Source organism: Shinella daejeonensis, assembly GCF_024281235.1.
Taxonomy (GTDB): domain Bacteria; phylum Pseudomonadota; class Alphaproteobacteria; order Rhizobiales; family Rhizobiaceae; genus Shinella; species Shinella daejeonensis.
Genome location: NZ_JAHWXY010000012.1, coordinates 67,745 through 93,106 on the forward strand (window position 1 = coordinate 67,745; position 25,362 = coordinate 93,106).

The window sequence follows — 25,362 nt, forward strand, 5'->3', positions numbered from 1 at the left end:
GCCGGCCTTTGCGCGCCGGCCGGGACATATTCACGCCTCGATCGACACGTCTCCGAGCGGCTGCGAGCAACAGGCGAGGATATAGCCTTCGGCGATCTCGTCGTCGAGAATACCGCCGTTGTGGTTCATTTCCACTTCGCCCGAAACCTTCCTCACCCGGCAGGTGCCGCACAGGCCGCCTTCGCAGGCCGCGCCGATACGCACGCCGGCGCTGCGCGCCGTTTGCAGGATCGTCTGGCCGGGCGGGCAGGTCGCTTCCTTGCCGGCCATGGTGAAACTGACGGTCGAGACCGTATCGGCATCGGCCTCGCCCGGCCCGGCGCGCACGGCGAGTTCCTCCGCCGCGGGCGCGGCCGCCGGCTGGAAGCTTTCCTCGTGATAGCGCTCCATATCGAAGCCGCAGACCTTCAGCATGTCGCGAACGCCGCGCATGAACGGCTCGGGACCGCAGCAGAAAACGGTGCGGTCGCGAAAATCCGGTGCCAGCAGCGCGAGCCGCGCGGCGTCGATGCGACCGGTGAGGCCGTGCCAGCCATCGCGCGGACCATGCCCTTCGACGATGAAGCCCAGCGACAGCTGCGGCATCTGCGCGGAAAGGCATTCCAGTTCCGCCCTGAAGAGCAGGTCCTTCGGCTTGCGGGCGCAGGTGACGAAGGCCACATCCGCCTGCGGCGCGCAATCGGCCATCCAGCGGGTCATCGACATCATCGGGGTGATGCCCGATCCCGCCGATATGAAGAGATACCGCTCGCCGGGATGACGCACGAAGGAAAAGTCGCCGAGCGGCCCGAAGGCCTTCAGCGTCATGCCGGGCGTCAGATTGTCGAACATCCAGCGCGTGCCGATCGAATTCGCCTGCGCCTTCACCGTCACGGCGACCGAAAACGGCCGTGACGGCGTCGAGGAGAGCGTATAGGTCCGCATCACCGGCTCGTCCTCGGAAACCGGCAGTTCGAGCGTGACGAACTGGCCCGGCAGATACCGGAACCAGTTGTCGCGGTCGGAGCGGAAGGTGAAGGTCATCACCTCCGCCGTCTCCGCCGTCACGGCCGTGCATTCGAGCAGGTGCTGGCGGTCGTTCCAGGGCTGCAACTCGTCGAAATGACGAAAGTGGCTTGCCGCCGTCATGTCACGCCGCCTGCCGGAGCGATTGCGCCCCGCCACCGAGCCGCTCGATCATGAAGTTCGCATACCATTCGACGAACTGCATGACGCCGTTTTCGTCCTCGGCCGAATAGGGACCGGGCTGATAGGCCGGCGAGCGGATGCCGAAGGCGTTTTCCTCGACGATCCGCCGATCCTGGTCGTTGGTCTCGGTCCAGACATGGATGAGCTCGTCGAGCTGGTAGTCTACGCCTTCTACCGCATCCTTGTGAACCAGCCACTTGGTGGTGACCTGCGTCAGCTCGGGGCCGAGCGGCAGGACGCGGAAGGTCACCGCGTGGTCGGCCAGCACATGGTTCCACGTCCCCGGATAATGGAAGAGCATCAGCGTGCCGACATGGCTTTCCAGCATATCATCGGACAGCGGCCGCCGGACGGCGCGCCCGCCCGACATGGTGTAGCTTTCGGCCCCCTCGATGAGCGGCATGCGGGCGGCGCGGAACTGGCCGTCCGGCGAGAGGCGGAATTCGCTCGGCAGGCCCGCCGCCTCGCATTTTTCCCAATGGGCGGCGATCACCGGATCGTCCTTGGCGCCCTGCACGCCGCTGGCGGTCGCCGCTTCGGGATAGCTGCGGCAAAGCTCGGGATGGTTGGCGGCGCAATGGTAGCACTCGCGGTTGTTCTCCCAGACGAGCTTCCAGTTGCCCTTCTCGACGATGGTGCTTTCATAGGCGACCTTGGTCTCGCCGAGGCGGTGGCGGGCCAGATAAGGCTCGGCCGTGGCGCGGAAGGGCGCGAAGTCCGGGGCGGTTTCAGCCAGACAGATGAAGATGTAGCCGCCGACGCTTTCGCAATGGATCGGCTTCAGGCCATGCTGGCTCTTGTCGAAATCGTCTCCCATGTGGCGGGCGAAAAGCAGCGAGCCGTCCAGCTCGTAGGTCCATTGGTGATAGGGGCAGACGAGCTTGGCGGAAGAACCCTTGTGCTGCGTGCAGACGCGCGAGCCGCGATGGCGGCAGGAATTGTGCAGAGCGCGGATGACGCCGGAACGGTCACGGGTGATGACCACCGGATAGTTCCCGATCTGTAGCGTGAAATAATTTCCGGCCTTGGGGATTTCGCAATCGTGGCCGACGAACAGCCAGTCGCGATACCAGATCGTCTCGAGGTCGAGCTTGTAAAGGTCGGGGTCGATATAGAAGGCCTGCTCGAGGCTGTAGCCCTCGCGCCGGTTCTTGAGCCTGTTGAGAACGTCGCTACGAATGTCCATGCCGGATCCTCAGGGTTACGAATGGCCGAGGCGGTCCGGAAGGAGACGGCATTCGCACGGGAAGGCCCGCACGGAGATGCACGCATCCCGGCCGCCCGCCGCAGCCAGTCACGATCATTGTCCAAGGCTGGTTTCCGGGCTGAGGAGCGGTTCTTGCGAACCCACGCGGCGCCTTCCCGGACCTGTCGTCCAGTGGCGTCCCGCCGCGCTTTTCTCCAACACCGTTGCGGGGGCAGCGCCGGATTTTAACCGGCTTCCCAATTCTCCGCCCTCTTGCGGGAGCGGCACCTTGAGCCTCTTTATCAAAACGCAGAACAGCCCGCCGCACATGCCGGAAAGCGACACCGCTTCCCGTTTTGGCGACCATGCTTCCGGCCTGTTTCCCGGATGCGATACGCACCGGCGCGAAAGCCTGTTCGCAAACTCTTGGCACGGCCGGCCAAAGCCCTGTAAAGGAAGCGCAAACGACGAAGGACGAAACGATATGGCTGACATCCTGGACACGGGAACACAGGCGCAGGAGGCGCTGGAGCGCGCGACGGAAGCACTCGGGCGCGGCGTTCCCGTCGCCATTCCCACGGAAACCGTCTACGGACTGGCCGCCGACGCGACGAACCCGCAGGCCATCACCCGCATCTACGAGATGAAGGGCCGGCCGCGCTTCAATCCGCTGATCTCCCATATGGCCGATCTCGCCATGGCCGAGACCCACGCCGTCTTCGATCCCCTCTCGCGCAAGCTTGCGGAAGCCTTCTGGCCCGGCCCGCTGACGCTCGTCGTTCCCGTGCGGCCGGAAAGCACGATCCATCCCTTGACCCGCGCCGGGCTCGATACGGTTGCCATCCGGGTGCCGACGGGCATCGCAAACCGGCTGATCGCCGTCTTCGGCCGGCCGCTCGCCGCGCCGAGCGCCAATACCTCCGGCCGCATCAGCCCGACCACCGCCCAGCATGTCGCCGCCGATTTCGGCGAAAGGCTCGAACTCGTGCTCGACGCGGGGCCGGCGCGCGTCGGCCTTGAATCGACGATCCTCAAGGTGGAAAACGGGATGGTCCGGCTGCTGCGCCCCGGCGGGCTCGATGCGGCGGAAATCGAACGGCTGACCGGGATGCCGCTGGCGCGGCCCGAAAAGACGGGCACCGCCATCGAGGCCCCCGGCATGCTCGCCTCGCATTATGCGCCCGCCGCGCCCGTGCGCCTCGGCGCCACCGGAGTGCGGCCGGGCGAGGCGCTGATCCGGTTCGGCGGCCAGCCGCTGCCCGGCGAGGAACGGGCGGCGCTGGTGCTCGACCTCAGCCCCGCCGGCGACCTTGCGGAAGCCGCCGCCAATCTCTTCGGATACATGAAGCGGGCCGACGCCGCCGGCACGTCCTCCATCGCCTTCTCGCCCGTGCCGGAAACCGGCCTCGGCGAGGCGATCAACGACCGGCTGCGCCGCGCCGCCGCGCCGCGCGGGTGAAAGGAAACGCCATGGTCGACACCACGCTCTCGCCGGAGCTTATCGCCCGTTTCGCGGCCATCACCGGCCCGGCCCACGCCTTGACGGAGGCCCGCGACATCGCCCCCTATCTGGTGGAAAGCCGTGGCCTCTACCATGGCCGTTCGCCGCTGGTGCTGCGGCCCGGCAGCGTCGGGGAGGTCGCCGCGATCCTGGCGCTGGCGAGCGAAACCCGCACGGCCATCGTGCCGCAGGGCGGCAATACCGGCCATGTCGGCGGGGCCGCGCCGCGCGAGGACGCAAGCGACGTCGTTCTTTCGCTCCAGAGGCTCAATCGCATCAGGGACGTCGATCCGCTCGGCAATACGATCGTCACCGACGCCGGCGCGGTGCTCGCCGATATCCATGCCGCGGCCGAGGCGGTCGACCGCTTCTTTCCCCTGTCGCTCGGCTCGGAGGGCTCCTGCCAGATCGGCGGCAACCTTTCCACCAACGCCGGCGGAACGGCCGTGCTCGCCTATGGCAACATGCGCCAGCTCTGCCTCGGGCTGGAGGTGGTGCTGCCGACCGGCGAGATCTGGAACGGCCTGCGCCGCCTGAAGAAGGACAATACCGGCTATGACCTGCGCGACCTGTTCATCGGCGCGGAAGGCACGCTTGGCGTCATCACCGGCGCGGTCCTGAAGCTTTTCCCCCGTCCGCTCGGCCATGAAGTCGCCTTCGCAGGGGTGGCATCCGTCGAAAACGCCCTTGCGCTCTTCGAACGGGCCTCCAACCGCTGCGGCGCAGCGCTCACCGGCTTCGAACTGATGCCGCGCCTCGGCGTCGACTTCACGACACGCCACATTCCCGGCGTGCGCGATCCGCTCGCCGGCCGGCATGCGTGGTATGCGCTGATCGACATCTCCACGTCCGACGCCGCAGCGACCGCCACCGGCATGATGGAAGCCCTGCTGAGCGAGGGCATCGAAGCCGGGCTGGTGGAAGACGCGGTCCTCGCCACAAGCCAGGAGCAGCGGCGTGCGCTCTGGCATATGCGCGAGAGCATGTCGCCGGCCCAGAAGCCCGAGGGCGGCTCGATCAAGCACGACGTTTCCGTGCCGGTCGCCGCCATTCCCGCCTTCATGGCGGAGGCCGACGCCGCGGTCCTGAAAGCGATGCCCGGCGCGCGCATCTGCTCCTTCGGCCACATGGGCGACGGCAATATCCACTACAATATCTCGCAGCCGGTCGATGCCGACAGGCAGGCGTTCCTCGGCCGCTGGCGCGAGATCAATGCCCTCGTCCACGCCATCGTCCTGAAATACGGCGGCTCGATTTCCGCCGAGCACGGCATCGGCCAGCTGAAGCGCGACGAGCTTTCCGCCGTCCGCGCGCCGATCGAGATGGACCTGATGCGCCGGATCAAGCGCGCCTTCGACCCGGCCGGCATCATGAACCCCGGCAAGGTGGTGCTGCCCTGACGCATCCAGGCGGGGATCAGCTCCCGCCGGTGCGCAACTGGGAAAGCGACATCATCAGGTCGGCGCTGATGCCGGCGCTGCCGGAGCCGGAAAGCACCATCAGCGCGGGATCGGAATCGCCCCCGTTCTCCAGATCGTAGAGAACGGAGAACTTGACGATCATCTTCTTGACCTTCTCCGGATCCTGGAGGTCCTCCAGGTCGAGGTGGCGCCGGATCATCTCCGCCTGGGCATCGATATCAGCGCTGCCGACCTCGTCCGGCAACGAGAAGAGCACCTTGAAGACGGCAAACAGCGCATCGTCGGCAAGCAGATCGTAAGGGCTGGAGATCGTCGACGCCTTGCGCTCGAAATAAAGCGCGAGGCGCACGCCCGCGTTATCCTCGCCCGCATCCTCCTCCATCATCTGGCGGATATAATTGTCGATGGTCTGATAGATCCCGCGACGCGACTGGATTTCCGCCTCGTCCTGCCGCACGACCTGGCCGTCCGGCCCGAAATTGAACGAGGCGACGATCTTGCGGAACGAACGATCGGCCTGCTGGTTGACGAAGCTTTCCGGATCGTCGAGGTCCGAGGTGAAGATCCGCGCCATGAACTCGGCGTCGACGCTCTCCAGATCGATGTGATTGGCTTCCAGCACGAAGGCGACGAGCCGGGCGTCGGAGAGGAATTCCTTGACGGAGTCGATCTTCTGCATCTGGGAGGCGTAATATTTCGCCTCCTCCTCGGCCAGTGTCCTTTCGTCCTGCGTGCCGAAACGGGATTTTTCCGCCACGTAAGCGCGCGACATGGCGAGAACTTCCGCCTCCGATTGCGCCAGCATCGGCGTGGAGACATTGCCGTCCGCTCCAAAATTGAACGCCCGGGCGAATTCGACCAGGCGCGGATCCTTCAGCGTATAGACATAGCTCTTCGGATCGTTGAGATCGCTCTTCAGGACATTCTTGATCGTCAGCGTCGAGACGGTGGCGGCATCGATGCCGAAGGCCTTCAGCGCGAACTGATAGATGGAAGCCTCGCCGACGAAGTCCGTCACGGTCCTGACCGCGCCGATCTGACTGCGGAAGCGCTTGACGGCGAGTTCGTCCGCCTCGTCGTCCTTGTCGTTGTAACGGACCATATAGCCGCGGGTCGTCGCCTCGGTCTGCGCGGCCGCCTGCGCGAGGTCGCCGGCGGCCAGCGTCCCGTCCTCCTGGAAATTGAAAGCGGCGCGCAGGGCGATGTACTGTTCTTTTTCCGCACCGCCGAAGCGGTTGATATAGCTGTCCGGATTGTCCGGATCCGGATCGCTCGTGAGAATGTTGCGGATCGTGTAGCCGACCACCGACGCCTTCTCGAGACCGAAGGCGACCTTGATGTAGGAAAGGAGCCGGGGATCGGAAACCAGTTCCTCGGCCGTCGCGATCTCGCCGATACGGCTTTCGAAATAATCCCGGTTCATCAGCGCGGCGGCCGAGGTCACGCGCGGGTTCGACACCGTATAAAGCTCGTTGACGCTCGTCTTCTGCGCCGCGTCCTGCACCGTGCCGGCCACGGCTGTGCCGTCGGCCTCGAAGTTGAAGGCGGCGGCGAGCACCAGATATTTATCCGCCGAGGCGAGGATCGCGGTCTGGCGCGTCATATCCGCCCTCAGCGTCGCCTTGCGGGCATTTGCCTCGTCGCGGGGCACGAGAACCGCGTCAAGGCCGTCAAGTGCGGCCTGTTTTTGCACCCGCTCGTCCTCGAAACCGGCAAGCAGCGTCCGGCTCTCGTCGAGCGCAGCCTGTTTCTGGTCGAGAAGCGTCTGCAACTCCTCCGGATCGAGCCCGTCGGGATTATCCGCAAGATCGGCGATCTCCTGCTCCAGCAGGGCGATCCCGTCCCGGTACAGCGGAATATCGTCATCGAGCCGGGCAATCCGCTGGATATGGCTGTCGCGCAGGTCGAGTTGCGCCACCTCGTCGCGGGCCGCTTCATAGATCGCCTGGGCATTGGCGGCCTGCGCGCCGAAGGTCGTATTGTAGTAGCTTGCCGGGTCGGAAAGATCGCTCGACATCACCTGCCGCACGGTCGATCGAGAATAGGTCTTCTCGTCAATGCCGAAAGCCGTGAAGACATAGGCGCGCAAACGATCGTTGTTCAGCACCTCGTCGACGCTCGTCACCTGGTCGATGAGAATATTGTAATAGCGCGTCTCTTCCTGGATGACCGCGCCGGCATTGGCGGCGGTCGCCGAGTAAAGCCCGATGATCTCGTCGAGCTGCGCTTCGGTCTGGGCGCTTTTCGTCGCCGAACCGGAAAAGCTGAAGGCGGCGGCGAAGGTGCGATAGCGGTCGTCGGTCAAGAGGTTGGCGAAACTGTTGGGATCGCTGACGTCGCTTTCCAGCACCTTGCGCATGAAGGCCTTGGCATAGGTCATATCTTCAAGGCCATAGGCCTTCATGGCGTAGGAATAGAGCCGGTAGTCGTCGAGGAACTCGTCGACGGAAGCGACCCTGCCGATGTTTTCCTTGTAATAGGCGGCCTCGCGCGCATTGAGGCCCTGGCTCGCCGTGCGGTTCAGCGAGACCAGAAGATCGCGGGTAATCAGATCGTAGCTCAGGTAAGTCGACAGCATCGGCAAGAATCCTTCCCGCGCGGCCCGGCGCGGCACTTTTGCATTCTCGCCGCCAAGCCTTGTCCCGGCCTTGCATCGGCGCCGCCGCGTTCACCGCTTCTAAACCCTGTGCCGTGCGGTTTTGCTAACCATCAGGGAATGCAAAGTTTTTTTAACCGCGATTTTTAAGCGCCCCGGAAGAGGCGCCGCCTAATCTCTTTCCTGCAGAGGACGAAAAGTCCCAACGAGACGACGCCGAAGCGGCTCTCAAGGAAGACAAGGGCGAAAGACATGCTGAATACCGTTTCCCAACCGGCCTGGGCCGGCTCCACGCTGCGGCTCGATCCGTGCCGCTTTCCGCAGCAGCTGAATTTCCAGCCACGCGGCGGCGAGGCCCATGCCACGGTGACGCTCGACGAACGCGGCGCGGTGCTGCGCCGGGCCCTGCCCGCAAGCGGCCTGCCGCTGTCGATCGCGCTGCCGGCCCGCATCTTCAAGGGCGTGGCCGCCCGCGCCATCGACCATGGCGACGGCGATGTCACCGTGACGCTCGAACTGCACCACGACGACCCCGAATTGTGCATCCCGCTGCTGGTGGCCCATGACCTGTGCGACATCGCCGCAGACTGGCGGAGCTGGGCGGAAGCCTATCGCATCCCGATGCTGATGGTGGAGGCCGATGGCGTGGCCCGCCCGCTCGACGACCATATCGCCGGCGTCGGCAACCGCCCTGCCCGGCCGCGCCGCCGCCACTCCTATTTCGCCGAGCGGCGGCCCCGTTTCCTCGTTCGCCGCAATACGGGCAATCTCGGCATACAGATGAAGATCGCCGGCCACGAGATCATCGCGCGCCGCTGATCGTCCCCGGCTGCAAGCCCGACAGGCCGGCCGCGCGAGCGACCGGCCTTTTCATGTCGGAAAGGAAATGTCAGGCGAACGGAAGCGCCGCGAGCAGGCCGAGGAAGACGATCAGGCCGACGACGCCATTGAACTTGAAGAGCTTCAGGCATTGCGCGCCGTCATCGATATCGAGCGTGGCGATCTGCCAGACGAGGGCCGCGGCGGCCAGCGCCAACCCGACATAAGCGACGATACCGACGCCGGAAAGCCAAAAGGAAACCGCCAGCAGCGCCACCGTCAGGCCGTAGAGGCCGACGAGCCAGGCCACGGTGTTCTCGCCGAACAGCCGCGCGGTGGAACGCACGCCGATCAGCGCATCGTCCTCCTTGTCCTGATGGGCGTAGATCGTATCGTAACCGATGGTCCACAGCACCGCGCCGGCGTAAAGCGCAAGTGCCGGCGCGGAAAGCGCGCCGAATTCGCCCGCCCAGCCCATCAGCGCGCCCCAGGAAAAGGCAAGGCCGAGGAAGAACTGCGGCCAGTCGGTGAAACGCTTGGCGAAGGGATAGATCGCCACAACGACGAGCGAAACGATACCGAGCACCACCGTAAAGCGGTTGAACTGCAACAGGACGGCAAGCCCGACGAGCGCCTGCGCCAGCAGGAAGAGCCTGGCCTGCGTCCGGCTCACCCGCCCCGACGGCAGCGGACGCGACCGGGTGCGCGCCACCTTGTCGTCGATCTTGTGATCGACGAGATCGTTATAGGTGCAGCCCGCGCCGCGCATGGCGACGGAGCCGATGAAGAACAGCACCAGATGGAGCGCCAGCCGGCCGGCGTCGAAGCTGCCCGCCGCTGCGGCGACATTTCCCGCCAGCGCCGCCGACCAGGCGCAGGGCAGCAAAAGCAGCTGCCAGCCGATCGGCCGGTCCCAGCGGGCGAGTTGCGCATAGGGCCACAGGCCGCGCGGCAGCACGCGATAGACCCAATTGTCGGAAGGAGCATCGGCCACGCGGCCGGAATCGGGAGAAAGGCTCATCATGCGCCTTGATCGCAAGCCCGTCTTGCCGGGTCAAGCGGCAAGCGGACGCCGGCCGGAACAATCCCGCCCGCCCGGCATTTCCTTTCCGATCCCTTCCAACCCTATCGGCAGGAGCGTTTGCCATGACCGTCAGCACCATGGAATTGAAACTGCAAGCCATCCGCGAGGATACGGGCCTGACGCCGCGCGAAAAGATCGCCCGGCTCGAACGGTTGCGCGTCGAGGCGCGCGCCCTGCAACGGGCGGCCACCGAAAGCGCCATGGTGGAGGACGACGGCTGGTACGAGGATGTGCACCTGATCGACATCGAGCTGGACAATCTCGGCAAGCCGGTGGAAGAAAAAGGCCCGGCGACCCTCTGAGAGACCTGCTTTCGCCCCGCCGGAAGCGTTCCGCAAACTCGAACCCGTGCGCGGACCGCATCGCCCGCGCAGCTGACGTCGTCATCTTTGCGTCCGGCCTTGACGTTTGGGCCGCCTGCCCTTAACCCGCCTGCAAAGACGGATTAAGGGCATCGGCATGAAGGTTCTGTTGATCGGATCGGGCGGACGCGAGCACGCGCTGGCCTGGAAAATCGCGCAATCGCCGCTGTTGACGGCGCTCTACGCCGCACCGGGCAATCCCGGGATAGCCGAATGCGCCACGCTCGTCTCCCTCGATGTCGACGATCCCGCCGTCGTTTCGGCCTTCTGCCGGGAAAACGGCGTGACGCTGGTGGTCGTCGGGCCGGAAGCGCCGCTGGTCGCCGGACTTGCCGATGCGCTGCGCCGGGAGGGTATCGCCACTTTCGGGCCGTCCGCGGCCGCCGCCCAACTCGAAGGCTCCAAGGGCTTCACCAAGGATCTCTGCGCAAGATACGGCATCCCGACCGGCGCCTATCGCCGCTTTACCGCCGCCGACGAGGCGAAAGCCTATGTCCGCGCCGAGGGCGCGCCGATCGTCGTCAAGGCGGACGGGCTTGCCGCCGGCAAGGGCGTCACCGTCGCCATGACGCTCGGCGAGGCGCTGGCGGCCATCGACGACTGCTTCGACGGCGCATTCGGCGCAGCCGGGGCCGAGGTCGTGGTCGAAGCCTTCCTCGACGGCGAGGAAGCGAGTTTCTTCTGCCTGTGCGACGGCGTGAACGCCCTGCCGCTGGCTTCGGCGCAGGATCACAAACGCGTCGGCGACGGCGACACCGGCCCGAACACCGGCGGCATGGGCGCCTATTCGCCCGCCCCGGTCATGACGCCGGAGATGACCGACCGCACGATGCGGGAAATCATCGAGCCCACCATTCGCGGCATGGCGGCCGACGGCCATCCCTTCCAGGGCGTGCTTTTCGCCGGGCTGATGATCACCGCCAAAGGGCCGGAACTGATCGAGTACAACGTGCGCTTCGGCGATCCGGAGTGTCAGGTGCTGATGATGCGGCTGAAAAGCGATCTCCTGCCGCTGCTGCATGCGGCCGCGACCGGCAGCCTTGGCGGAATGACCGCCGACTGGCGGGAGGAAACCGCACTCACCGTCGTCATGGCCTCGAAGGGCTATCCGGCCGCCTACGCGAAGAACACACCGATCCGCAGCCTGCCTGCCGACGACGCCATCTCCAGGGTGTTTCACGCCGGCACAGCCTCGAAGGACGGCCGGCTGGTGGCCACGGGCGGCCGCGTGCTGAACGTCACCGCCGTTGCCCCGACCGTCGCAGGCGCGCAAGATGCCGCCTATCAGGCGATCGACCGGGTGGACTGGGAAAACGGCTTCTGCCGCCGGGATATCGGCTGGCGGGCCGTCGCGCGCGAAAAAGCGTGAGAATACGCCGCATCGTTCGAATTTTAGCGATTTGCCTGACGGGACCGTAACCGCCGTGACCTATTCTCCCTTTCATCGATAGGGAGAACCATCCATGCGCCGCCTGACGACTGCCTTTGCCCTCGTGCTTCTCGCCGCTCCGGCCGTTGCTTCGTCCATCGAACCCGTCACCGGCGGACAACCCGCCTCCGACAGCATTTCGATCATGACCTGCGCCGCCTGCCCGGCGCTCAAGAAAAAGCCCGCCTCCGAACTCTATCACGTCGAACCGCTTGCCGCCGGCACCCAGAAAGTGGAAATCCGCGAGGAAAACGGCGTTCGCAAGATCTACCGCACGGAAGCCTGGATGGGCGGCTCGCCGGTCGTCTTCGTGAGCACGCTGCCGGAAGAGCCGGCGACGGCCGCAGCCGCCGATCCGATCGACCGCGAAGCCCACACGAGCGCCCTCGACGCCGCGCTGCCGCAGGACGCCGCAGCGCTCGTTACGGGCCGCTCACAGGAGTTTGATCCGGGCGGATTTGATCTTCGCGTGAATTAAGCCCATATTACAGGGGCACGTCCCTGCCTCTCAGTCCCCCTGAGACTGACGAGTTCCGCGTCTGCGGACGTTTTGCGCCCCTGGCCTCTAGCGGGGGCGCAAGCGTATGAAAGGGCGGGTTCTTCTCCCCTCACCCCGATCATATATGCCGGCGCCGGGCGGGATGTTCCGCTTGCCGGCGCCCGGCCCTCACCCGCTGATCTTCGAGAAGTCAGCTACGGTTTCCGTCGCCGCGCGGATCGCCGACAGGAGCGCCAGCCGGTTGGCGCGGATCGCCGGATCCTCGTCATTGACGAGCACATCGGTGAAGAAACGGTCGACAGGATCCCGTAGCGCCGAGAGCGCCGTCATGGCGGCGCGGAAGTCTTCCCGCGCAACGGCGGCAGCCGCCGCCTCGGCCGCCGGGACGAGGGCGGCGTGCAGCGCCTTTTCGGCGTCGAGATGCAGAAGTTCCGGCGCGACGGCCGTTTCGACCACTGTCCCCTTCTTCTCCTCGGCCGCGAGGATATTGGCGGCGCGTTTCGTGCCGGCCAGGAGGTTCTGGCCTTCCTCCGAACTGATGAAGGCGGTCAGCGCCTCCACCCGGCGCGCGACCAGCAGCAGGTCGTCGGCAGCCGCCGTCAGCACCGCGTCGATCAGGTCGTGCCGCGCGCCCATGTCGCGCAGATAGACCTTCAGGCGATCGTGGAAGAAGGAGAGCAGGTCGGGGTCCTGCACCACCGGCAGGAGCGGCAGGTGGATATTGCGCTCCAGAAGAATGCGGATGACGCCGAGTGCTGCGCGGCGCAGCGCATAGGGATCCTTCGAGCCCGTCGGCTTCTCGTCGATGCGCCAGAAACCGGACAGCGTGTCCAGCTTGTCGGCCAGCGCGACGGTGAGCGCCACCTTGCCGGACGGCACGCGGTCGGAAGGACCCTGCGGCTTGTAATGATCCTCGATCGCTTCGGCGACCGCCGGATCCTCGCCCTGCAACAGGGCGTATTTGCGTCCCATCACCCCTTGCAGCTCCGGAAACTCGCCGACGGCCTCGGTGCGCAGGTCCGCCTTGGACAGCACCACGGCGCGATCGACGCGTGCGGCGTCGGCGCCCGTCGCCTTCGCCAGTTCGGCGGCAAGTGTGCGGATGCGGGCGACGCGCTCGCCCTGCGTCCCGAGCTTCGCGTGGAAGGTCACGTCGAGCGCATCCAGCTTGGCCATCCGCTGGTCGAGCGGCCGGGCGAGATCGAGCCCGAACTTTTCGGCCGACGCCTTCAGCGTTTCGAGGTCCGGCAGATCGCCCTGATCGCGCAGCCAGAAGTGCCGCGCGTCGGAAAGGCGGGCGCGCACGACCTTGCCGTTGCCGCGAACGATTTCCCGGCCGCCGTCCTTCGCCTCGATGTTGGAGACGAGCACGAAATGATTGGACAGCGTCTCCTCGCCCGGCTTGCGGGTGACGAAACACTTCTGGTTCGTCTTGATCGTCAGGCGGATGATCTCGGAGGGGATGGCGAGGAAATCCGCGTCGAAGGTTCCCATCAGTACCTGCGGCCATTCCACGAGGCCGGACACCTCGTCCAGCAGCCCCTCGTCCTCGACGAGTTCGAGCCCGCCGGCAAAGGCCAGATTGGCGGCGTCGGCGGCGATGATCTGCTTGCGGCGCTCGGCGTCGAGCACCACCTTGGCCTTTTCGAGTTGCGCCACGTAATCATCGAACCGGCGCACGACAATCGCGTCCGGCGCATGAAAACGGTGGCCGTAGGTGACGTTGCCGGCGACGATGCCGTCCACCTCGAAGGGTACGACGCGCGTCTCCTCGGTCTCCCCGCCGAAGGTGCAGAGGATCGATTGCAGCGGCCGGATCCAGCGCAGCGCTCCCGGGCGCGCCGAAGCCGCGCCCCAGCGCATCGATTTCGGCCAGGGAAAATCGCGCACGATGCCGGGCAGTACCCCCGCGATGATCTCTTCGGCCGGACGACCGGCCTTGACGATATGGGCGACATAGAAATCGCCCTTCTTCGGGTCGTTGTGAACATGCGCCTCGCCGATCGAGGACAGGCCGGCCCCGCGCAGGAAGCCCTCGATCGCCTTCTCGTTGGCGTCGGTGCGCGGTCCCCGGCGTTCCTCGCGGATATCGGCCGAGCGGGCGTTGAGGCCGCGAATGTCGAGCGTCAGCCGGCGTGGCGTCCAGTATTCCCGCGCGCCCTCATAGGTGAGGCCCGCCTCGACCAGCGCGTCGGTGACGAATTTCTTCAGGTCGCCGGCTGCCTTGCGCTGCATGCGGGCGGGAATTTCCTCGGAGCGGAGTTCAAGCAGGAGATCGGGCATGGGAGGTCACTGACTGGTGATTTTTCAACTGTTGGGGGGCTTAGCAAGCCCCATGCGAAATGTCACCCGTCGCAAACCCGAAAAGTCGCCTTGCCCGCACGCCGGGGCCTACACGCCGCGCGCATCTACCAGCCGCCGCCGCCGCCACCGCCACCGCCGCCGCCGGAGAAGCCGCCGCCGCCCGACGACGAAAAGCCGGAGGAGGAGCTTTTGGGGGGCGGCGGAAGGGATGCGGTGAGCGTGTCGGCCATGGAGCCGGCGAACTCGCCCATACGGCCGGAGAGCCGTCCCGAGGAAAGACCGTCGCCGTTATACCATCCCGGCTGCCAGGCGGCGGCCGCACCGGCGGCGGTCGCGGTCGCAAGCCATCGCTCGAAGGTTTCCGACCACGGCTTTTCCACGCCGAGCGCGACGGCATAGGGCAGCAGCGTTTCATAGTGCCGCGGCGACATTTCCGGCGCGCCGGCCATGTTCATGCGGTCCTTCTCGGCAAGCACCAGATATTGCCGCAGCCCGGCGATGCCATCCATCATGCGGCGGCCGAGGGGTGTCGGAGCCCCCATGAGGAAGAAGAACACCAGATTGGCGACCATGATCCCGCCGATGGCGGCGAGCATCAGCATCCAGTCCGCCGCCAGGTCCTCCTCCAGCATCACAAGCAGCAGGCCGCCGAAAATCGAAAGAAACACGAACCCGACGAAGGCGGTCACGATCACCGCGACGATGCGGGCGCCGAGCGAGCGGGCGCGCAGCAGGCTGCGCCCGATATTGACGGCGAAAACCGACAGGAAGACCGCCGGGAAGGCCAGGGCGACAATGGCGGCGTTCGCCTCCTCGTCCAGGCCGCCGAACAGCAGCAACACGCCGAGGCAGAGCAGGGAAAGCACGACGCCTCCCGCCACATAGGGCCGGTTGGCGTGGTAGTATTTCTGGCGGTGCTCCCGTTCCATGGCATTGCGGAAGGACGTGCCGAGCGTCTGCACCCGCTCGCCGTGCGCCCGGTCGATGAGGAGTTGCGCGCCGGCCGACGGCAGCGCCTTCAGCACTTCGGCCTCGCTCGTCGGCAGTCGGCCGGCGACGGACTTCGCCGTTCTCGTCACGACGATCGAGCTCTTGAGATCGTCAAGCTGTACCAGCCCCTTGACGGCGAGGCTGAGGAAGGTGGCGGAAATCGCCGTCCAGCCCGCGCCGCGAAAACCCTTCTCGTCGATATAGTTGACGAGGGCCGGCGACAGCCCCTCCGGCGCATCCCAGCGCGGCACGATCACGCCGGCCGACGGATCGCGCCCGACCGCGGCCCAGGCCCAGCCATAATAGGCGAGAACCAGCGCCAGACCGGTGCCGGCGATGATGAGGCCTCGATTGTCCCTGAACCACCAGGCCCGCTCGTCCGCCGCGCTCGGCGGATCGATGCTGCCCGCCGGCATTCTCACGCCGACGGTCAGGCCCTCGTGCGGAGCAAGCGTGCGGGTGGTCCTGACCATCGCGACCTCGCCCCGGTTTTCCGTGCGCGCATCCTTGCCGGTTCCGCCATAAGCGCCGGTGAAGGCGACGAGTTCCCCGGCGCGCACGCCCTCCGGCAGGGTGATCGTGGCGCTGGCGCTGCGGATGGAAAAGGCCCATTCGGTGCCGGTGACGTTCCAGAAGAGTTCGTCATGCGTGTCGAAGAAGCGGATCTGCCGGGTCGTGCGATAGGTGAGGCGATAGTCGTGAAAGCCGGGCGACAGCTCGGTGTCGGACGAGCCGATGTAGATCCGCACCCCGCGCCTTGCGCTTTCCGTATGGTAGGGCTCCGCCTCCCCGTCCCGCTCGGCGCTCTCGATGTCGAAGCCGACCTGCCGCTCCCGCCCGTCCCGGTCGACGAAGGTCAGGGGAAAATCGCGGAAGATGCCGCGCCGGATCTGGTTGCCCTCGGCATGGACGCGGATCGTCTCGGTCACCGTCAGCGCACCGTTTTTCGCCACGGCGATATCCGCATGGTAGCTGTCGATATATTCCTCAGCCCGCGCGGCGACCGCGGCGACGAGCAGAAACGCCAGAGCCAGGAAGGCGGCAATCCGCGACATACCGTTCTCCCGGATCAGAATTTCACGCTGGGCACCGCCCGGTCGTCCGGGTTCTCGATTTCGAAATAGGGCGCCTTGATGAATTTGAACACCATGGCCACGAGGTTGGAGGGGAAGCTCTCCACCTTGACGTTGAGGTCCCGCGCCGCGCCGTTGTAATAGCGCCGCGACATCTGGATCTCGCCCTCCATGGTCTCCAGAGACCGCTGGAGTTCGGCGAAGTTTTCATTGGCCTTGAGGTCCGGATAGGCCTCGGCGAGCGCGAAGATCCGCCCGAGCGCCTGGCTCAGCAGGCCCTCCGCCTGGGCGCGGCCGGCCACATCGCCGGACGGCACCGCCTGCGCGCGATTGCGCAGTTCGACAACCTTTTCCAGCGTCTCCTTCTCATGCGTCGCATAGCCCTTCACCGTTTCGAGAAGGTTCGGGATGAGATCCGCCCGCCGCTTCAGTTGCACGTCGATGCCGGACCAGGCCTCTTCCTTCATCTGCCGGGCCTTCACCAGCCCGTTGTAGACAACGATGGCGTAAAGCGCGATCACCGCGACGATTGCCAGACTGATCATATGATTCTCCCACTCCTGATGTTCGGACGGAAGACTAGCACCCGCCGCGCCGCTGAAAAGCCCGTTTTCCGGGTCCTTGCGGTTCTCCCGCCATTTTGCGGCATGGCGGGCTTACCCGAGGCGGCTGGCAATCTCCAGCGCGACCTCTCCGGCAGCCGATCCGGTGACGTCGAGACCGATCCGGATATCGGCTTCGGCCCGCAGCAGGCGGTGATGGGAACGAAGCATCTCCAGCACCGCCGGATCGACGAGCTTGCGCTGGCGGGCGCGGTCCTCGCCTGTCAGCCGGCGGCGGTTCTCTTCGGCTGCGCAATCGAGCACGACGGCGACAAATACCGCACCACGCCGGGCGGCGAGATCGCGGTACTGTTCGAAGACCGCCGTGTCCTGGTCATCATCCGAAAGGGCGTCGGTGAAGATGTAGCGGCTGCCCGGCGGTGCGCGCAACAGGTGCTCGAAGACGACGCCGCGAATTGCCTGGCGCAACGAACGGTTCAGCGGATCGCGGCGGGAGAACACGGCCTCCGCCGGGTTTATGAGCGTGTGATTGTCGAGGAGCCGCGCATCGATCCGCTCGGCAAGAAGGCGGGCGATGGTCAGTTTGCCCGTGCCCGGCCAGCCGTTGATATGAACGACCAGATCGGACGGGACCGGCATCTCAGGCCGCGTCCCGGTTCCAGTTGGCCCCGCCGGCATCGGTCAGCAGGAAGGCCTCGCCGCAGGCCTTGGCGAGCGTTCGCACGCGCAGGATGTAGCTCTGGCGCTCCGTCACCGAGATCACGCCGCGCGCATCGAGCAGGTTGAAGACATGCGACGCCTTGATGCACTGGTCATAGGCGGGAAGCACGCATTTATGCAGGGTGTTTTCCGCATCGCCCGGCGCGCCGGCGGCCAGAAGCGCCAGGCATTCCTTTTCCGCATCGATGAAATGGCGATGCAGCATGGCCGGATCGGCATACTCGAAATTGTGACGGGAATATTCCTGCTCGGCTTGCAGGAAGACATCGCCATAGGTGATCTTCTCGTCGCCCTCGCGGCCGTTGAAGTTCAGGTCGTAGACGTTGTCGACGCCCTGCACATACATGGCGAGGCGTTCCAGGCCATAGGTGAGTTCGCCGGCGACGGGAGCGCATTCGATACCGCAGACCTGCTGGAAATAGGTGAATTGCGATACTTCCATGCCGTCGCACCAGCACTCCCAGCCAAGCCCCCACGCGCCGAGCGTCGGGCTTTCCCAGTCGTCCTCCACAAAGCGCACGTCATGCAGCAGCGGGTCGAGGCCGATGGCCGCAAGCGAATCGAGATAGAGTTCCTGAAGGTTCGACGGGTTCGGCTTCAGGATAACCTGATACTGATAATAGTGTTGCAGCCGGTTGGGGTTTTCGCCGTAGCGGCCATCGGACGGCCGCCGGGAGGGCTGCACATAGGCCGCCCGCCAGGGACGCGGCCCGAGCGCCCGCAGCGTCGTCGCCGGATGGAACGTGCCTGCGCCGACCTCCATGTCGTAGGGCTGGAGCACCGCGCAGCCCTTGTCCGCCCAATAGTTGTGAAGCGTCAGGATCAGCCCCTGGAAGGAGCGCGTCGGATGCATGTGTTCAGGCAGGGCGGCAAGGGTCATCGATCCGGTCCGGGCATGTGTCGAAAGCTGGCGGACAGGTGCCATGCTCAGCCCCGACGGTCAAGGCCGGGTGACAGGCGTCTTGCAGTCAATGGGTCTCCAGCGAGCGGAACAGACCGGAGCCCGCGGGCTGGTTGACGGCATGCAGGCGACGCGGAGCGAGCGTCGGCACTTCGCGGAGCTGGCGGCGCTGGCCGGGCGGAACGCGTGCGCCGTACCAGGCGGCAAGCGCCGGCAGATCCGCGCCGAGCGAGCGTTCCGCACGCCATCCGAGAGCTTCCAGAGCGCGCGTGTCGAGCGGCGGACGGCTCGTGTGATAGGGCCGGCCGGCGGCAAAGCCGACAGCGGTCGCCGTCTGCGGAACGGCATCGATCACCATGCGCGCGACGGCCAGAACCTCGTGCAGGTCCGGGCCGGCAACGTTATAGGCGGCATTCGCCGCGCCGCGGGTCACCACCGCCCGCAACGCCGCGCAAAGATCGGAGACCGCCACGAAGGCGCGGCGCTGCGTGCCGTCGCCATGGACGGTGAGCGGCCGGCCGATGGCCGAAAATTCGAGGAAGCGCGGCAAGAGCTTCTCAGCGTTCTGGCGCGGACCGAAGACATTGACCGGGCGCAGCACGCGGATGTCGAGATCGAACACCCGGCGCAGGCCGAAGATCAGCATCTCGGCGGCCGCCTTGGAGGCGGCGTGGGGATTGTCCGGCCCGAAGGGCGCATCCTCGCCAAGCGGCGCATCCGCGCCGGCGCCCGCCCCATAGACTTCGGCGGTGCCGATATGGACCGTCAGCGGCACGCGGCGGCGCGCCGCCGCCTCGATCAGCGCCTGGGTGCCGAGCGCATTGGCGACGGTGAAGCGCTCCGGCACCGAGAAGGAGCGCTCGACGTGGCTTTCGCCTGCGGCATGCACGACAAGGTCGGCTCCCTCCACCACCTCGGTCGCAAGATCGAGATTGCCGACGTCGCCCTCGTGCAGCGTCACGCGGCCGGTGCGCAACGCGGCGTCGAGATTGTCGATATTTGCCGCATAGGTGAAGGAATCGAGCACCCGCACCCGCGCATGGGGGCAATGAAGCAGAAGATCGTCGACGATATGCGATCCGACGAAGCCCGCGCCACCGGTGACGACGATGGTGTTGATCCTGTCAAGCTCGAGCGAGGCCATGGCGTCTTCCCTTATCTGCGACATCCGCGCGGGCGACATGCGGGCCGCCCTCGACACCCTGATGGGCGCTGGCGCACCACGGGGCAACGCAGAGGCGCAAAAGAGGAAGAATAAACCGGCGTTAACCTTACGCGGCATGGTTAACGTGCCGGAACGGCACGGGCGGGCAGTCCCGAAGACGGACGCGGCGTGCCGGAGCGGCGCGCTATTCGTCGTCGCGGCGCAAGCGGTATTCGCCGGTTTCGGGATCCTTGACGAGCGTGCCGTCCGCGCCGGTGCGGCGTTCTTCTTCCGCCTTCCGCCGGCTGCGGCTCAAGCGCTCGGCATCGGCCACGAACTTGCGATAGCCGAGCCAGGCGACGCCGACGACGAGAAGCAGGAATATCAGTTGCGCCATTGGCCCTCCCCCGGTGCGCCGCGTTTCATCCGGACAGGCCGTAGCGCGCCCAGAGCAGCTTTTCTTCCGCAAGCGACGCCAGCGACGCCGCACCCGCCGAGCCTATACGTTCCGCCATGTCGACGGAAACCCCCTCGACGCCCGGCGCGCGCCGTCCGAGAAAACTCCTCGGGGTGGAAACAAGCTCCAGCCGCGTCTGCCCGCCGTAGCGGCGGCGCAATTCCGAGCGCATGTCGGCAAGCCCGTCGACGAGACCCAGCGACAGGCCGCGTCCCCCCGTCCAGAACAGGCCGGAAAACAGGTCCGGATCGTCGACAAGCCGGCCGGCGCGGCGGTCCTTCACCATGTCGATGAACGTGCCGTGGATGTCGAGCTGCAACTGCTTCAGATAGGCGATGTCCTCCGCCCGCTCGGGACGGAAGGGATCGAGGATCGCCTTGTTCTCGCCGGCGGTGTAGACGCGCCGCTCGACCCCGACCTTGCGCAGGAGTTCCGGAAAGCCGAAACCGCCCGACACCACGCCGATGGAGCCGACGATGGAGCTTGGATCGGCATAGATCTCATCGCCCGCAAGCGCGATCATATAGCCGCCGGAAGCCGCCACGTCCTCCACGAAGACCAGCACGCGCTTGTCCGTCTCGGCAGCGAGATCGCGGATGCGCCGGAAGATCAGCCGCGACTGGACCGGCGATCCGCCCGGCGAATTCACCGACAGCGCGACGGCGGGCGCGTCCTTATAGGCAAAGGCCCGGTCCAGCGCCTGGGCAACGCCGGCTAGGTTCAGCGCCGGCCGGAACTGGCTGCCGCCGGCCATGATGGCGCCATGCAACCGCACCACCGGAATGACCACGCCCGATTTCCGGAATCTCCTGGGCACCAGTCTCTTCAAAAATCCGGCCATCGGGCAATCCTGTCTCGATTCATCTCGCCGCTGATGTATGCATGGCGGGGGAAAACACAAGGCAGAACCTGCATTCTTCGCACATCAGGGGCCGGTCAGGGGCATGTCAGGGGCGCGGCAGACGCGGATAGGCGGCCAACCCGTTGTTCAGCGCATTCACGAAAGGCGTGAAAGCATGCAGGCCGTCTTCATGCATGACGATCGGCATGCGCAGCGCCAGCCCGCCGCGCGAACCCTTGATGCCGGTGACCAGGATGCGCAGGGCGATTTCGCCGGCCCGCGCGTGCAGGGGCGTTATTTCCAGTGCGCCGAAGCGGCGACCGCAGGCATCGACGATCGCGGCGACGGACTGCGGCCGCGCGATCAGCGAAAGCTGGCCGCCAGGCCTCATGATCGCACCGGCCGTCCTGATCCAGCGCTCGAACAGATCGTCATCCATGGCGTGGGCCTCGGCCTTCAGCGCGTCGGGGGTACGGCAGTGGATACGATCGTTGAAGGGCGGGTTCATGATGACGTGGTCGAAGACGTCGTCGGCAAGGCCGGCCTGCCGGCGGGCGCGACCGGACAGGCCGACATCCGCCTCCAGCACCTCCGCCCGGCCGGCAAAACAGGCGTTCGACGGCAGAGCGAGCGTCTTGCGGGCAAAGGCGGCCATCAGCGGCGAGCGCTCGACGAGAAGCACCTCGGCCCCGGCGATGCGCGCCGCGACCGCAAGCCCCGCCGCGCCCGCGCCAGCCCCCAGGTCCGCCACGCGCATCGGCCCCTCGCCCGCCACCAGCGCGGCCAGCAGCATCGCGTCCATGCCGGAACGATGGCCGATCCCCTTCGGCTGCACGAGATGGAACCGTCCGCGGTGGAAGGCGTCGACGGTCTCGACGATGGTCCCCTCGACCGTCATCGCCAACCCCCTGCGGCGCAGCGCGGGGGGCCGCTCACGGCCGCAGCTCCGCGCCGATCCCGGCGTCCTCGAGGATGCGCCGCGCTTCCGTCTCGCGGTCGCTTTCGACGAGAAAGCGGCGCGGCAACATGCCGAGCGAGCCTTCGAGAATGCTCATCGACTGGTCGGCGATGAGATAATGGATGCCCGCCTCTTTCATCAGGCTCTCCGCGAAAGAGAGAAGGACGGCGTCATTGGTGCGGATCAGTTCGATCATTCCGGTCGTTTTCCAGCCTTAAATCCCTGGCGGGACAATTCGCCTCTTGCCGCAAGAGGCCCCGCTTTCTATTGTCTTTCAACTAAAATAAACAGGAGTCCGGTCATTTGGGCGTCGTGATATCGCTTGAAGAAGGCAAAAACAAACAGGCATCGGTGAAGCCGCTCGTCGATCTCACGAAAGCCGATATGGATCGGGTGAACCAGCTTATCCTGTCGAAGGCCGGTTCGGACGTGCAGATGATCCCGGAAGTGGCGAACCATCTCATCTCCTCCGGCGGCAAGCGGCTGCGTCCGATGCTGACGCTGGCTTCCGCCGCCATGTTCGGCTACGCGGGCGACCATCACATCAAGCTGGCGACCAGCGTCGAGTTCATGCATACGGCCACACTGCTGCATGACGACGTGGTCGACGAAAGCGACATGCGGCGCGGCAAGTCGACCGCCCGCATGATCTGGGGCAACCAGGCAAGCGTGCTGGTCGGCGACTATCTGCTCGGCCAGGCCTTCAAGATGATGGTCGAGGTCGGCTCGCTGGAGGCGCTCGACGTGCTGGCAAGCGCGGCAAGCGTGATCGCCGAGGGCGAGGTGCTGCAACTTTCCGTCGCCAAGAACATGGAGACGACGGAGGACGACTACCTTCAGGTCATCCGGGCGAAGACCGCAGCACTTTTCGCCGCCGCGGCGGAAGTGGGACCCATCGTCGCCGGCAGCGCCCGGGCGGAGCGCAACGCGCTGAAATCCTACGGCATGAACCTCGGCCTCGCCTTCCAGCTCGTCGACGACGCGCTCGACTACGGCGGCAAGGCGGCCGAACTGGGCAAGAACACCGGCGACGACTTCCGCGAAGGCAAGATCACGCTGCCGGTCATCCTCGCCTGGCGGCGCGGCACGGCGGAAGACCGCGCCTTCTGGCGCGAGGCGATCGAAGGCGGCAAGAACGACGACGACGGACTGGAGCGCGCGCTCGGCCTCATCACGCGCTACGGCGGCCTCGGCGAGACCATCGCCCGCGCCGAACATTACGGCACGGTGGCGCGCGACGCCCTGGCGCCATTGCCCGACACGCCCTGGAAGGACGCGCTGCTGGAGGTCATAGACTTCTGCATCTCCCGGGTGAGCTGACCTGCGGCCGGAAAAGCGCGACGACAGGATTTTCTTGCCGCACTGCGCCAAAAAAGCCATTCTCTCGCGGCATGAGTCCCCGACTGATTTGGGCGATACCGTGGCGGCCGTCGCCACGGCCGTCCGGCAGCGCGATACTCCATACGTTCTGGCGAAAGGCTTCTGGATGCGGCATTCCTTCCTTCTTCGGCTTCTCTCGGGCGCCGTCCTTGCGGCCGGCATCACCCTTGCCGGCCCCCTTGCGACCCATGCCGGGGAACAGCCGGCCGCCGCCGAGGAAAAGCCCTTCGATCCGCAGACGGCCAACACGTTCTCCGGAGCGTTCCTGGCCGCCCGCACGGCGGATTTCGACAAGGACTACGAGACCGCCGTCACGCTTTACCGCATCGCGCTGCAATTCGACCCGACCAATACCGACGTCAAGCAGCGGCTGATGATCACGCTGCTCATGAGCGGCCATTTCGACGAGGCCGCGGCGCTGGCCGACGCCCTCAAGGCCGATCCGGCGGTCGAGCGCATCACGTCCATCGTGCGCGGCATGGAAGCCATCCGCAAGCGCGAATACAAGAGCGCCGAGAAGATCCTCGTCTACAAGGGGCCGAACGACCTCGACCGGATGATGAACGATCTGCTGCTCGCCTGGGCGCGGTTCGGCGACGGCCGGCCCAAGGAGGCGCTCAGGCTGATCTCGCGCATGGAGGGACCGGAGTGGTTCAAGATCTTCACCAATTACCACGCCGGCGCGCTGGCGGCGGCGGCCGGCGACAGGGCCACGGCGCGCGCGCGCCTCAATGACGCGATCCTCGACCGCAACGGCGCCAGCGCCGCGCCGGACACCTTCCTGCGCGCCGTGATGGCGCTGGCGCGGCTGGAAGCCCGCGAGGGCAACAGGCAGAAGGCGCTCGACGCCGTCTCCGTCGGCGACAATTTCGTATCGAGCTATGCGCCGCTCAAGGCGCTGCGCCAGAGCATCGAAGCCGGCGAGAAGCAGGAGCAGCAGGTACGCACCGCCGCGCAAGGGGCCGCCGCCGTCCTGTTTTCCGTCGGCGGCGCGCTGAACCGCCAGGGCGCGGAAGACATCGTCCTGCTCTATCTCCAGGCCGCCCGCGCGCTCGATCCGGAAAGCGACGACACGCTGGTCCTGCTCGGCGGGCTTGCCGAAAACATGAAGCGGCCCGATCTGGCGATCGAATATTACCGCACGGTGCCCGAGAAATCGCCCATGCGGCGCATCTCCGAACTCCAGCTCGGCCTCAACCTTGCCGATACCGACAAGACCGACGAGGCCAAGGAGCATCTGCAAGCCCTGATCGAAACCGACCCCCAGGACCTGCGCGGCTATCTGGCACTCGGCAGCGTGCTGTCGGCGGCCAAGGAATACAAGGCGATGGGCGAGCTTTACGACCGCGCCGTCGCGATCATCGGCCCGGTGCCGAACCGTACCCACTGGAACATCTTCTTCCAGCGCGGCATCGCCTATGAACGGCAGAAGAAATGGGAGCAGGCGGAGCCGAACTTCCTGAAGGCGCTCGATCTCAATCCCAATCAGCCGCAAGTCCTGAACTATCTCGGCTACTCCTGGGTCGACATGGACCTGAAGCTGGAGGAAGGGCTGGAGATGATCCGCCAGGCGGTGAACCTCAAGCCCGACGACGGCTATATCGTCGACTCGCTCGGCTGGGCCTATTACCGTCTCGGCCGTTTCGACGACGCGGTGACGGAGCTGGAACGGGCCGCCGAGCTGAGGGCCGGCGATCCGACGATCAACGACCATCTCGGCGACGCCTACTGGCGGGTCGGCCGCAAGCTGGAGGCGACGTTCCAATGGAACCGCGCACTCGGCCTGAAGCCGGAGGAAGAGGATATTCCCAAAATCCAGCTGAAGATCGAAAACGGCCTGGCGGACCTGCCGAAGACGGAGCCGGCCGCAGCCGAGGCAAGGGAAGACGCGCCCGCGCGGCCCGCCGAGCCGGACAACGCGGCCGACCGCAAGTCCTGAAACCTAC

Annotated in this window: 22 protein-coding genes and 1 riboswitch; of the genes, 8 read left to right on the forward strand and 14 right to left on the reverse strand. The window is 66.1% G+C overall.

Going from position 1 to position 25,362, the window contains the following annotated elements; genetic code table 11:
* Window positions 1-30 precede the first annotated feature (30 nt).
* Both KYK29_RS19830 and KYK29_RS19835 read right to left on the reverse strand, forming a co-directional pair.
* Window positions 31-1,128, reverse strand: coding sequence for an FAD-binding oxidoreductase (locus tag KYK29_RS19830; protein WP_254692630.1), 1,098 nt, complete (start codon window positions 1,126-1,128; stop codon window positions 31-33).
* Window position 1,129: 1 nt separating this feature from the next.
* The gene (locus KYK29_RS19835) at window positions 1,130-2,374 is read right to left on the reverse strand and encodes an aromatic ring-hydroxylating oxygenase subunit alpha (RefSeq protein WP_254692631.1); all 1,245 of its coding nucleotides are present in this window, start codon (window positions 2,372-2,374) and stop codon (window positions 1,130-1,132) included.
* A 108-nt stretch (window positions 2,375-2,482) separates the two neighbouring features.
* A riboswitch (cobalamin riboswitch) is annotated at window positions 2,483-2,681 on the reverse strand.
* 177 nt (window positions 2,682-2,858) lie between these two features.
* On the opposite strand from KYK29_RS19835, the gene KYK29_RS19840 reads away from it, so the two are divergent.
* Window positions 2,859-3,833 (forward strand): L-threonylcarbamoyladenylate synthase, encoded by a 975-nt coding sequence (locus KYK29_RS19840; protein WP_254692632.1) that lies wholly within the window; start codon window positions 2,859-2,861, stop codon window positions 3,831-3,833.
* Between the two features lie 11 nt (window positions 3,834-3,844).
* A complete protein-coding gene (locus tag KYK29_RS19845; protein WP_254692633.1) occupies window positions 3,845-5,275 on the forward strand; it encodes an FAD-binding oxidoreductase in 1,431 nt (476 codons plus the stop codon).
* A gap of 16 nt (window positions 5,276-5,291) precedes the next feature.
* On the opposite strand, the gene KYK29_RS19850 is transcribed toward KYK29_RS19845, so the two are convergent.
* Window positions 5,292-7,874: a DUF1217 domain-containing protein gene (locus tag KYK29_RS19850; RefSeq protein WP_254692634.1), complete on the reverse strand. Its 2,583-nt coding sequence runs from the start codon at window positions 7,872-7,874 to the stop codon at window positions 5,292-5,294.
* A 270-nt stretch (window positions 7,875-8,144) separates the two neighbouring features.
* On the opposite strand from KYK29_RS19850, the gene KYK29_RS19855 reads away from it, so the two are divergent.
* Entirely contained in the window at window positions 8,145-8,711 is a 567-nt protein-coding gene (locus tag KYK29_RS19855; protein WP_254692635.1) for a DUF6101 family protein, read from the forward strand.
* 70 nt (window positions 8,712-8,781) lie between these two features.
* On the opposite strand, the gene ubiA is transcribed toward KYK29_RS19855, so the two are convergent.
* The gene (ubiA, locus tag KYK29_RS19860) at window positions 8,782-9,735 is read right to left on the reverse strand and encodes a 4-hydroxybenzoate octaprenyltransferase (RefSeq protein ID WP_437437279.1); all 954 of its coding nucleotides are present in this window, start codon (window positions 9,733-9,735) and stop codon (window positions 8,782-8,784) included.
* 122 nt (window positions 9,736-9,857) lie between these two features.
* Between ubiA and KYK29_RS19865 the strand changes: the two genes are divergently transcribed.
* The 3 genes from KYK29_RS19865 (at window position 9,858) to KYK29_RS19875 (ending at window position 12,064) form a co-directional block, all read left to right on the forward strand.
* On the forward strand, window positions 9,858-10,097 hold the full coding sequence (locus KYK29_RS19865; protein ID WP_254692636.1) for a hypothetical protein: 240 nt from the start codon (window positions 9,858-9,860) through the stop codon (window positions 10,095-10,097).
* Window positions 10,098-10,254: 157 nt separating this feature from the next.
* A complete protein-coding gene (gene purD, locus KYK29_RS19870; protein WP_254692637.1) occupies window positions 10,255-11,526 on the forward strand; it encodes a phosphoribosylamine--glycine ligase in 1,272 nt (423 codons plus the stop codon).
* Between the two features lie 94 nt (window positions 11,527-11,620).
* Window positions 11,621-12,064 (forward strand): plant virulence effector HPE1-like domain-containing protein, encoded by a 444-nt coding sequence (locus tag KYK29_RS19875; protein WP_254692638.1) that lies wholly within the window; start codon window positions 11,621-11,623, stop codon window positions 12,062-12,064.
* A gap of 189 nt (window positions 12,065-12,253) precedes the next feature.
* On the opposite strand, the gene glyS is transcribed toward KYK29_RS19875, so the two are convergent.
* The 10 genes from glyS to KYK29_RS19925 all read right to left on the reverse strand — a co-directional run bounded on the left by glyS (window position 12,254) and on the right by KYK29_RS19925 (window position 22,232).
* Window positions 12,254-14,368: a glycine--tRNA ligase subunit beta gene (glyS, locus tag KYK29_RS19880; RefSeq protein ID WP_254692639.1), complete on the reverse strand. Its 2,115-nt coding sequence runs from the start codon at window positions 14,366-14,368 to the stop codon at window positions 12,254-12,256.
* Window positions 14,369-14,493: 125 nt separating this feature from the next.
* The gene (locus tag KYK29_RS19885; protein ID WP_254692640.1) at window positions 14,494-16,434 is read right to left on the reverse strand and encodes a DUF2207 domain-containing protein; all 1,941 of its coding nucleotides are present in this window, start codon (window positions 16,432-16,434) and stop codon (window positions 14,494-14,496) included.
* A 14-nt stretch (window positions 16,435-16,448) separates the two neighbouring features.
* The gene (locus tag KYK29_RS19890; protein WP_254692641.1) at window positions 16,449-16,997 is read right to left on the reverse strand and encodes a LemA family protein; all 549 of its coding nucleotides are present in this window, start codon (window positions 16,995-16,997) and stop codon (window positions 16,449-16,451) included.
* Window positions 16,998-17,108: 111 nt separating this feature from the next.
* A complete protein-coding gene (locus KYK29_RS19895; RefSeq protein ID WP_254692642.1) occupies window positions 17,109-17,654 on the reverse strand; it encodes an AAA family ATPase in 546 nt (181 codons plus the stop codon).
* A gap of 1 nt (window position 17,655) precedes the next feature.
* Window positions 17,656-18,615 (reverse strand): glycine--tRNA ligase subunit alpha, encoded by a 960-nt coding sequence (locus KYK29_RS19900; RefSeq protein WP_254692665.1) that lies wholly within the window; start codon window positions 18,613-18,615, stop codon window positions 17,656-17,658.
* Between the two features lie 88 nt (window positions 18,616-18,703).
* A complete protein-coding gene (locus KYK29_RS19905) occupies window positions 18,704-19,780 on the reverse strand; it encodes a dTDP-glucose 4,6-dehydratase (protein WP_254692643.1) in 1,077 nt (358 codons plus the stop codon).
* A 205-nt stretch (window positions 19,781-19,985) separates the two neighbouring features.
* The gene (locus KYK29_RS19910) at window positions 19,986-20,177 is read right to left on the reverse strand and encodes a hypothetical protein (protein ID WP_254692644.1); all 192 of its coding nucleotides are present in this window, start codon (window positions 20,175-20,177) and stop codon (window positions 19,986-19,988) included.
* Window positions 20,178-20,202: 25 nt separating this feature from the next.
* Complete coding sequence (locus tag KYK29_RS19915) at window positions 20,203-21,078, reverse strand: S49 family peptidase (RefSeq protein ID WP_254692645.1); 876 nt, start codon at window positions 21,076-21,078, stop codon at window positions 20,203-20,205.
* 106 nt (window positions 21,079-21,184) lie between these two features.
* Entirely contained in the window at window positions 21,185-21,976 is a 792-nt protein-coding gene (locus tag KYK29_RS19920) for a tRNA1(Val) (adenine(37)-N6)-methyltransferase (RefSeq protein WP_254692646.1), read from the reverse strand.
* Between the two features lie 34 nt (window positions 21,977-22,010).
* Window positions 22,011-22,232, reverse strand: a complete 222-nt coding sequence (locus KYK29_RS19925; RefSeq protein WP_254692647.1) for a putative signal transducing protein — start codon at window positions 22,230-22,232, stop codon at window positions 22,011-22,013.
* 107 nt (window positions 22,233-22,339) lie between these two features.
* Between KYK29_RS19925 and KYK29_RS19930 the strand changes: the two genes are divergently transcribed.
* Together KYK29_RS19930 and KYK29_RS19935 are read left to right on the forward strand one after the other, a co-directional pair.
* Window positions 22,340-23,356 (forward strand): polyprenyl synthetase family protein, encoded by a 1,017-nt coding sequence (locus KYK29_RS19930; RefSeq protein ID WP_254692648.1) that lies wholly within the window; start codon window positions 22,340-22,342, stop codon window positions 23,354-23,356.
* Window positions 23,357-23,522: 166 nt separating this feature from the next.
* Window positions 23,523-25,355 carry a tetratricopeptide repeat protein gene (locus KYK29_RS19935; RefSeq protein WP_254692666.1) on the forward strand — a complete coding sequence of 611 codons (1,833 nt, stop codon included), beginning with the start codon at window positions 23,523-23,525 and terminating at the stop codon, window positions 25,353-25,355.
* The last annotated feature ends 7 nt before the right edge of the window (window positions 25,356-25,362 follow it).

Bases quoted from the DNA above. Each gene is read 5' to 3' on its own strand.
- KYK29_RS19845 (WP_254692633.1), top strand. From the start codon at position 3,845: ATGGTCGACACCACGCTCTCGCCGGAGCTTATCGCCCGTTTCGCGGCC.
- KYK29_RS19855 (WP_254692635.1), top strand. From the start codon at position 8,145: ATGCTGAATACCGTTTCCCAACCGGCCTGGGCCGGCTCCACGCTGCGG.
- KYK29_RS19925 (WP_254692647.1), bottom strand. From the start codon at position 22,232: ATGATCGAACTGATCCGCACCAATGACGCCGTCCTTCTCTCTTTCGCG.
- KYK29_RS19915 (WP_254692645.1), bottom strand. From the start codon at position 21,078: ATGGCCGGATTTTTGAAGAGACTGGTGCCCAGGAGATTCCGGAAATCG.
- KYK29_RS19935 (WP_254692666.1), top strand. From the start codon at position 23,523: ATGCGGCATTCCTTCCTTCTTCGGCTTCTCTCGGGCGCCGTCCTTGCG.
- KYK29_RS19890 (WP_254692641.1), bottom strand. From the start codon at position 16,997: ATGATCAGTCTGGCAATCGTCGCGGTGATCGCGCTTTACGCCATCGTT.
- KYK29_RS19895 (WP_254692642.1), bottom strand. From the start codon at position 17,654: ATGCCGGTCCCGTCCGATCTGGTCGTTCATATCAACGGCTGGCCGGGC.
- glyS (WP_254692639.1), bottom strand. From the start codon at position 14,368: ATGCCCGATCTCCTGCTTGAACTCCGCTCCGAGGAAATTCCCGCCCGC.
- KYK29_RS19905 (WP_254692643.1), bottom strand. From the start codon at position 19,780: ATGGCCTCGCTCGAGCTTGACAGGATCAACACCATCGTCGTCACCGGT.
- KYK29_RS19920 (WP_254692646.1), bottom strand. From the start codon at position 21,976: ATGACGGTCGAGGGGACCATCGTCGAGACCGTCGACGCCTTCCACCGC.
- purD (WP_254692637.1), top strand. From the start codon at position 10,255: ATGAAGGTTCTGTTGATCGGATCGGGCGGACGCGAGCACGCGCTGGCC.
- KYK29_RS19835 (WP_254692631.1), bottom strand. From the start codon at position 2,374: ATGGACATTCGTAGCGACGTTCTCAACAGGCTCAAGAACCGGCGCGAG.
- KYK29_RS19900 (WP_254692665.1), bottom strand. From the start codon at position 18,615: ATGACCCTTGCCGCCCTGCCTGAACACATGCATCCGACGCGCTCCTTC.
- KYK29_RS19830 (WP_254692630.1), bottom strand. From the start codon at position 1,128: ATGACGGCGGCAAGCCACTTTCGTCATTTCGACGAGTTGCAGCCCTGG.
- KYK29_RS19850 (WP_254692634.1), bottom strand. From the start codon at position 7,874: ATGCTGTCGACTTACCTGAGCTACGATCTGATTACCCGCGATCTTCTG.
- KYK29_RS19885 (WP_254692640.1), bottom strand. From the start codon at position 16,434: ATGTCGCGGATTGCCGCCTTCCTGGCTCTGGCGTTTCTGCTCGTCGCC.
- KYK29_RS19910 (WP_254692644.1), bottom strand. From the start codon at position 20,177: ATGGCGCAACTGATATTCCTGCTTCTCGTCGTCGGCGTCGCCTGGCTC.
- KYK29_RS19865 (WP_254692636.1), top strand. From the start codon at position 9,858: ATGACCGTCAGCACCATGGAATTGAAACTGCAAGCCATCCGCGAGGAT.
- KYK29_RS19840 (WP_254692632.1), top strand. From the start codon at position 2,859: ATGGCTGACATCCTGGACACGGGAACACAGGCGCAGGAGGCGCTGGAG.
- ubiA (WP_437437279.1), bottom strand. From the start codon at position 9,735: ATGATGAGCCTTTCTCCCGATTCCGGCCGCGTGGCCGATGCTCCTTCC.
- KYK29_RS19875 (WP_254692638.1), top strand. From the start codon at position 11,621: ATGCGCCGCCTGACGACTGCCTTTGCCCTCGTGCTTCTCGCCGCTCCG.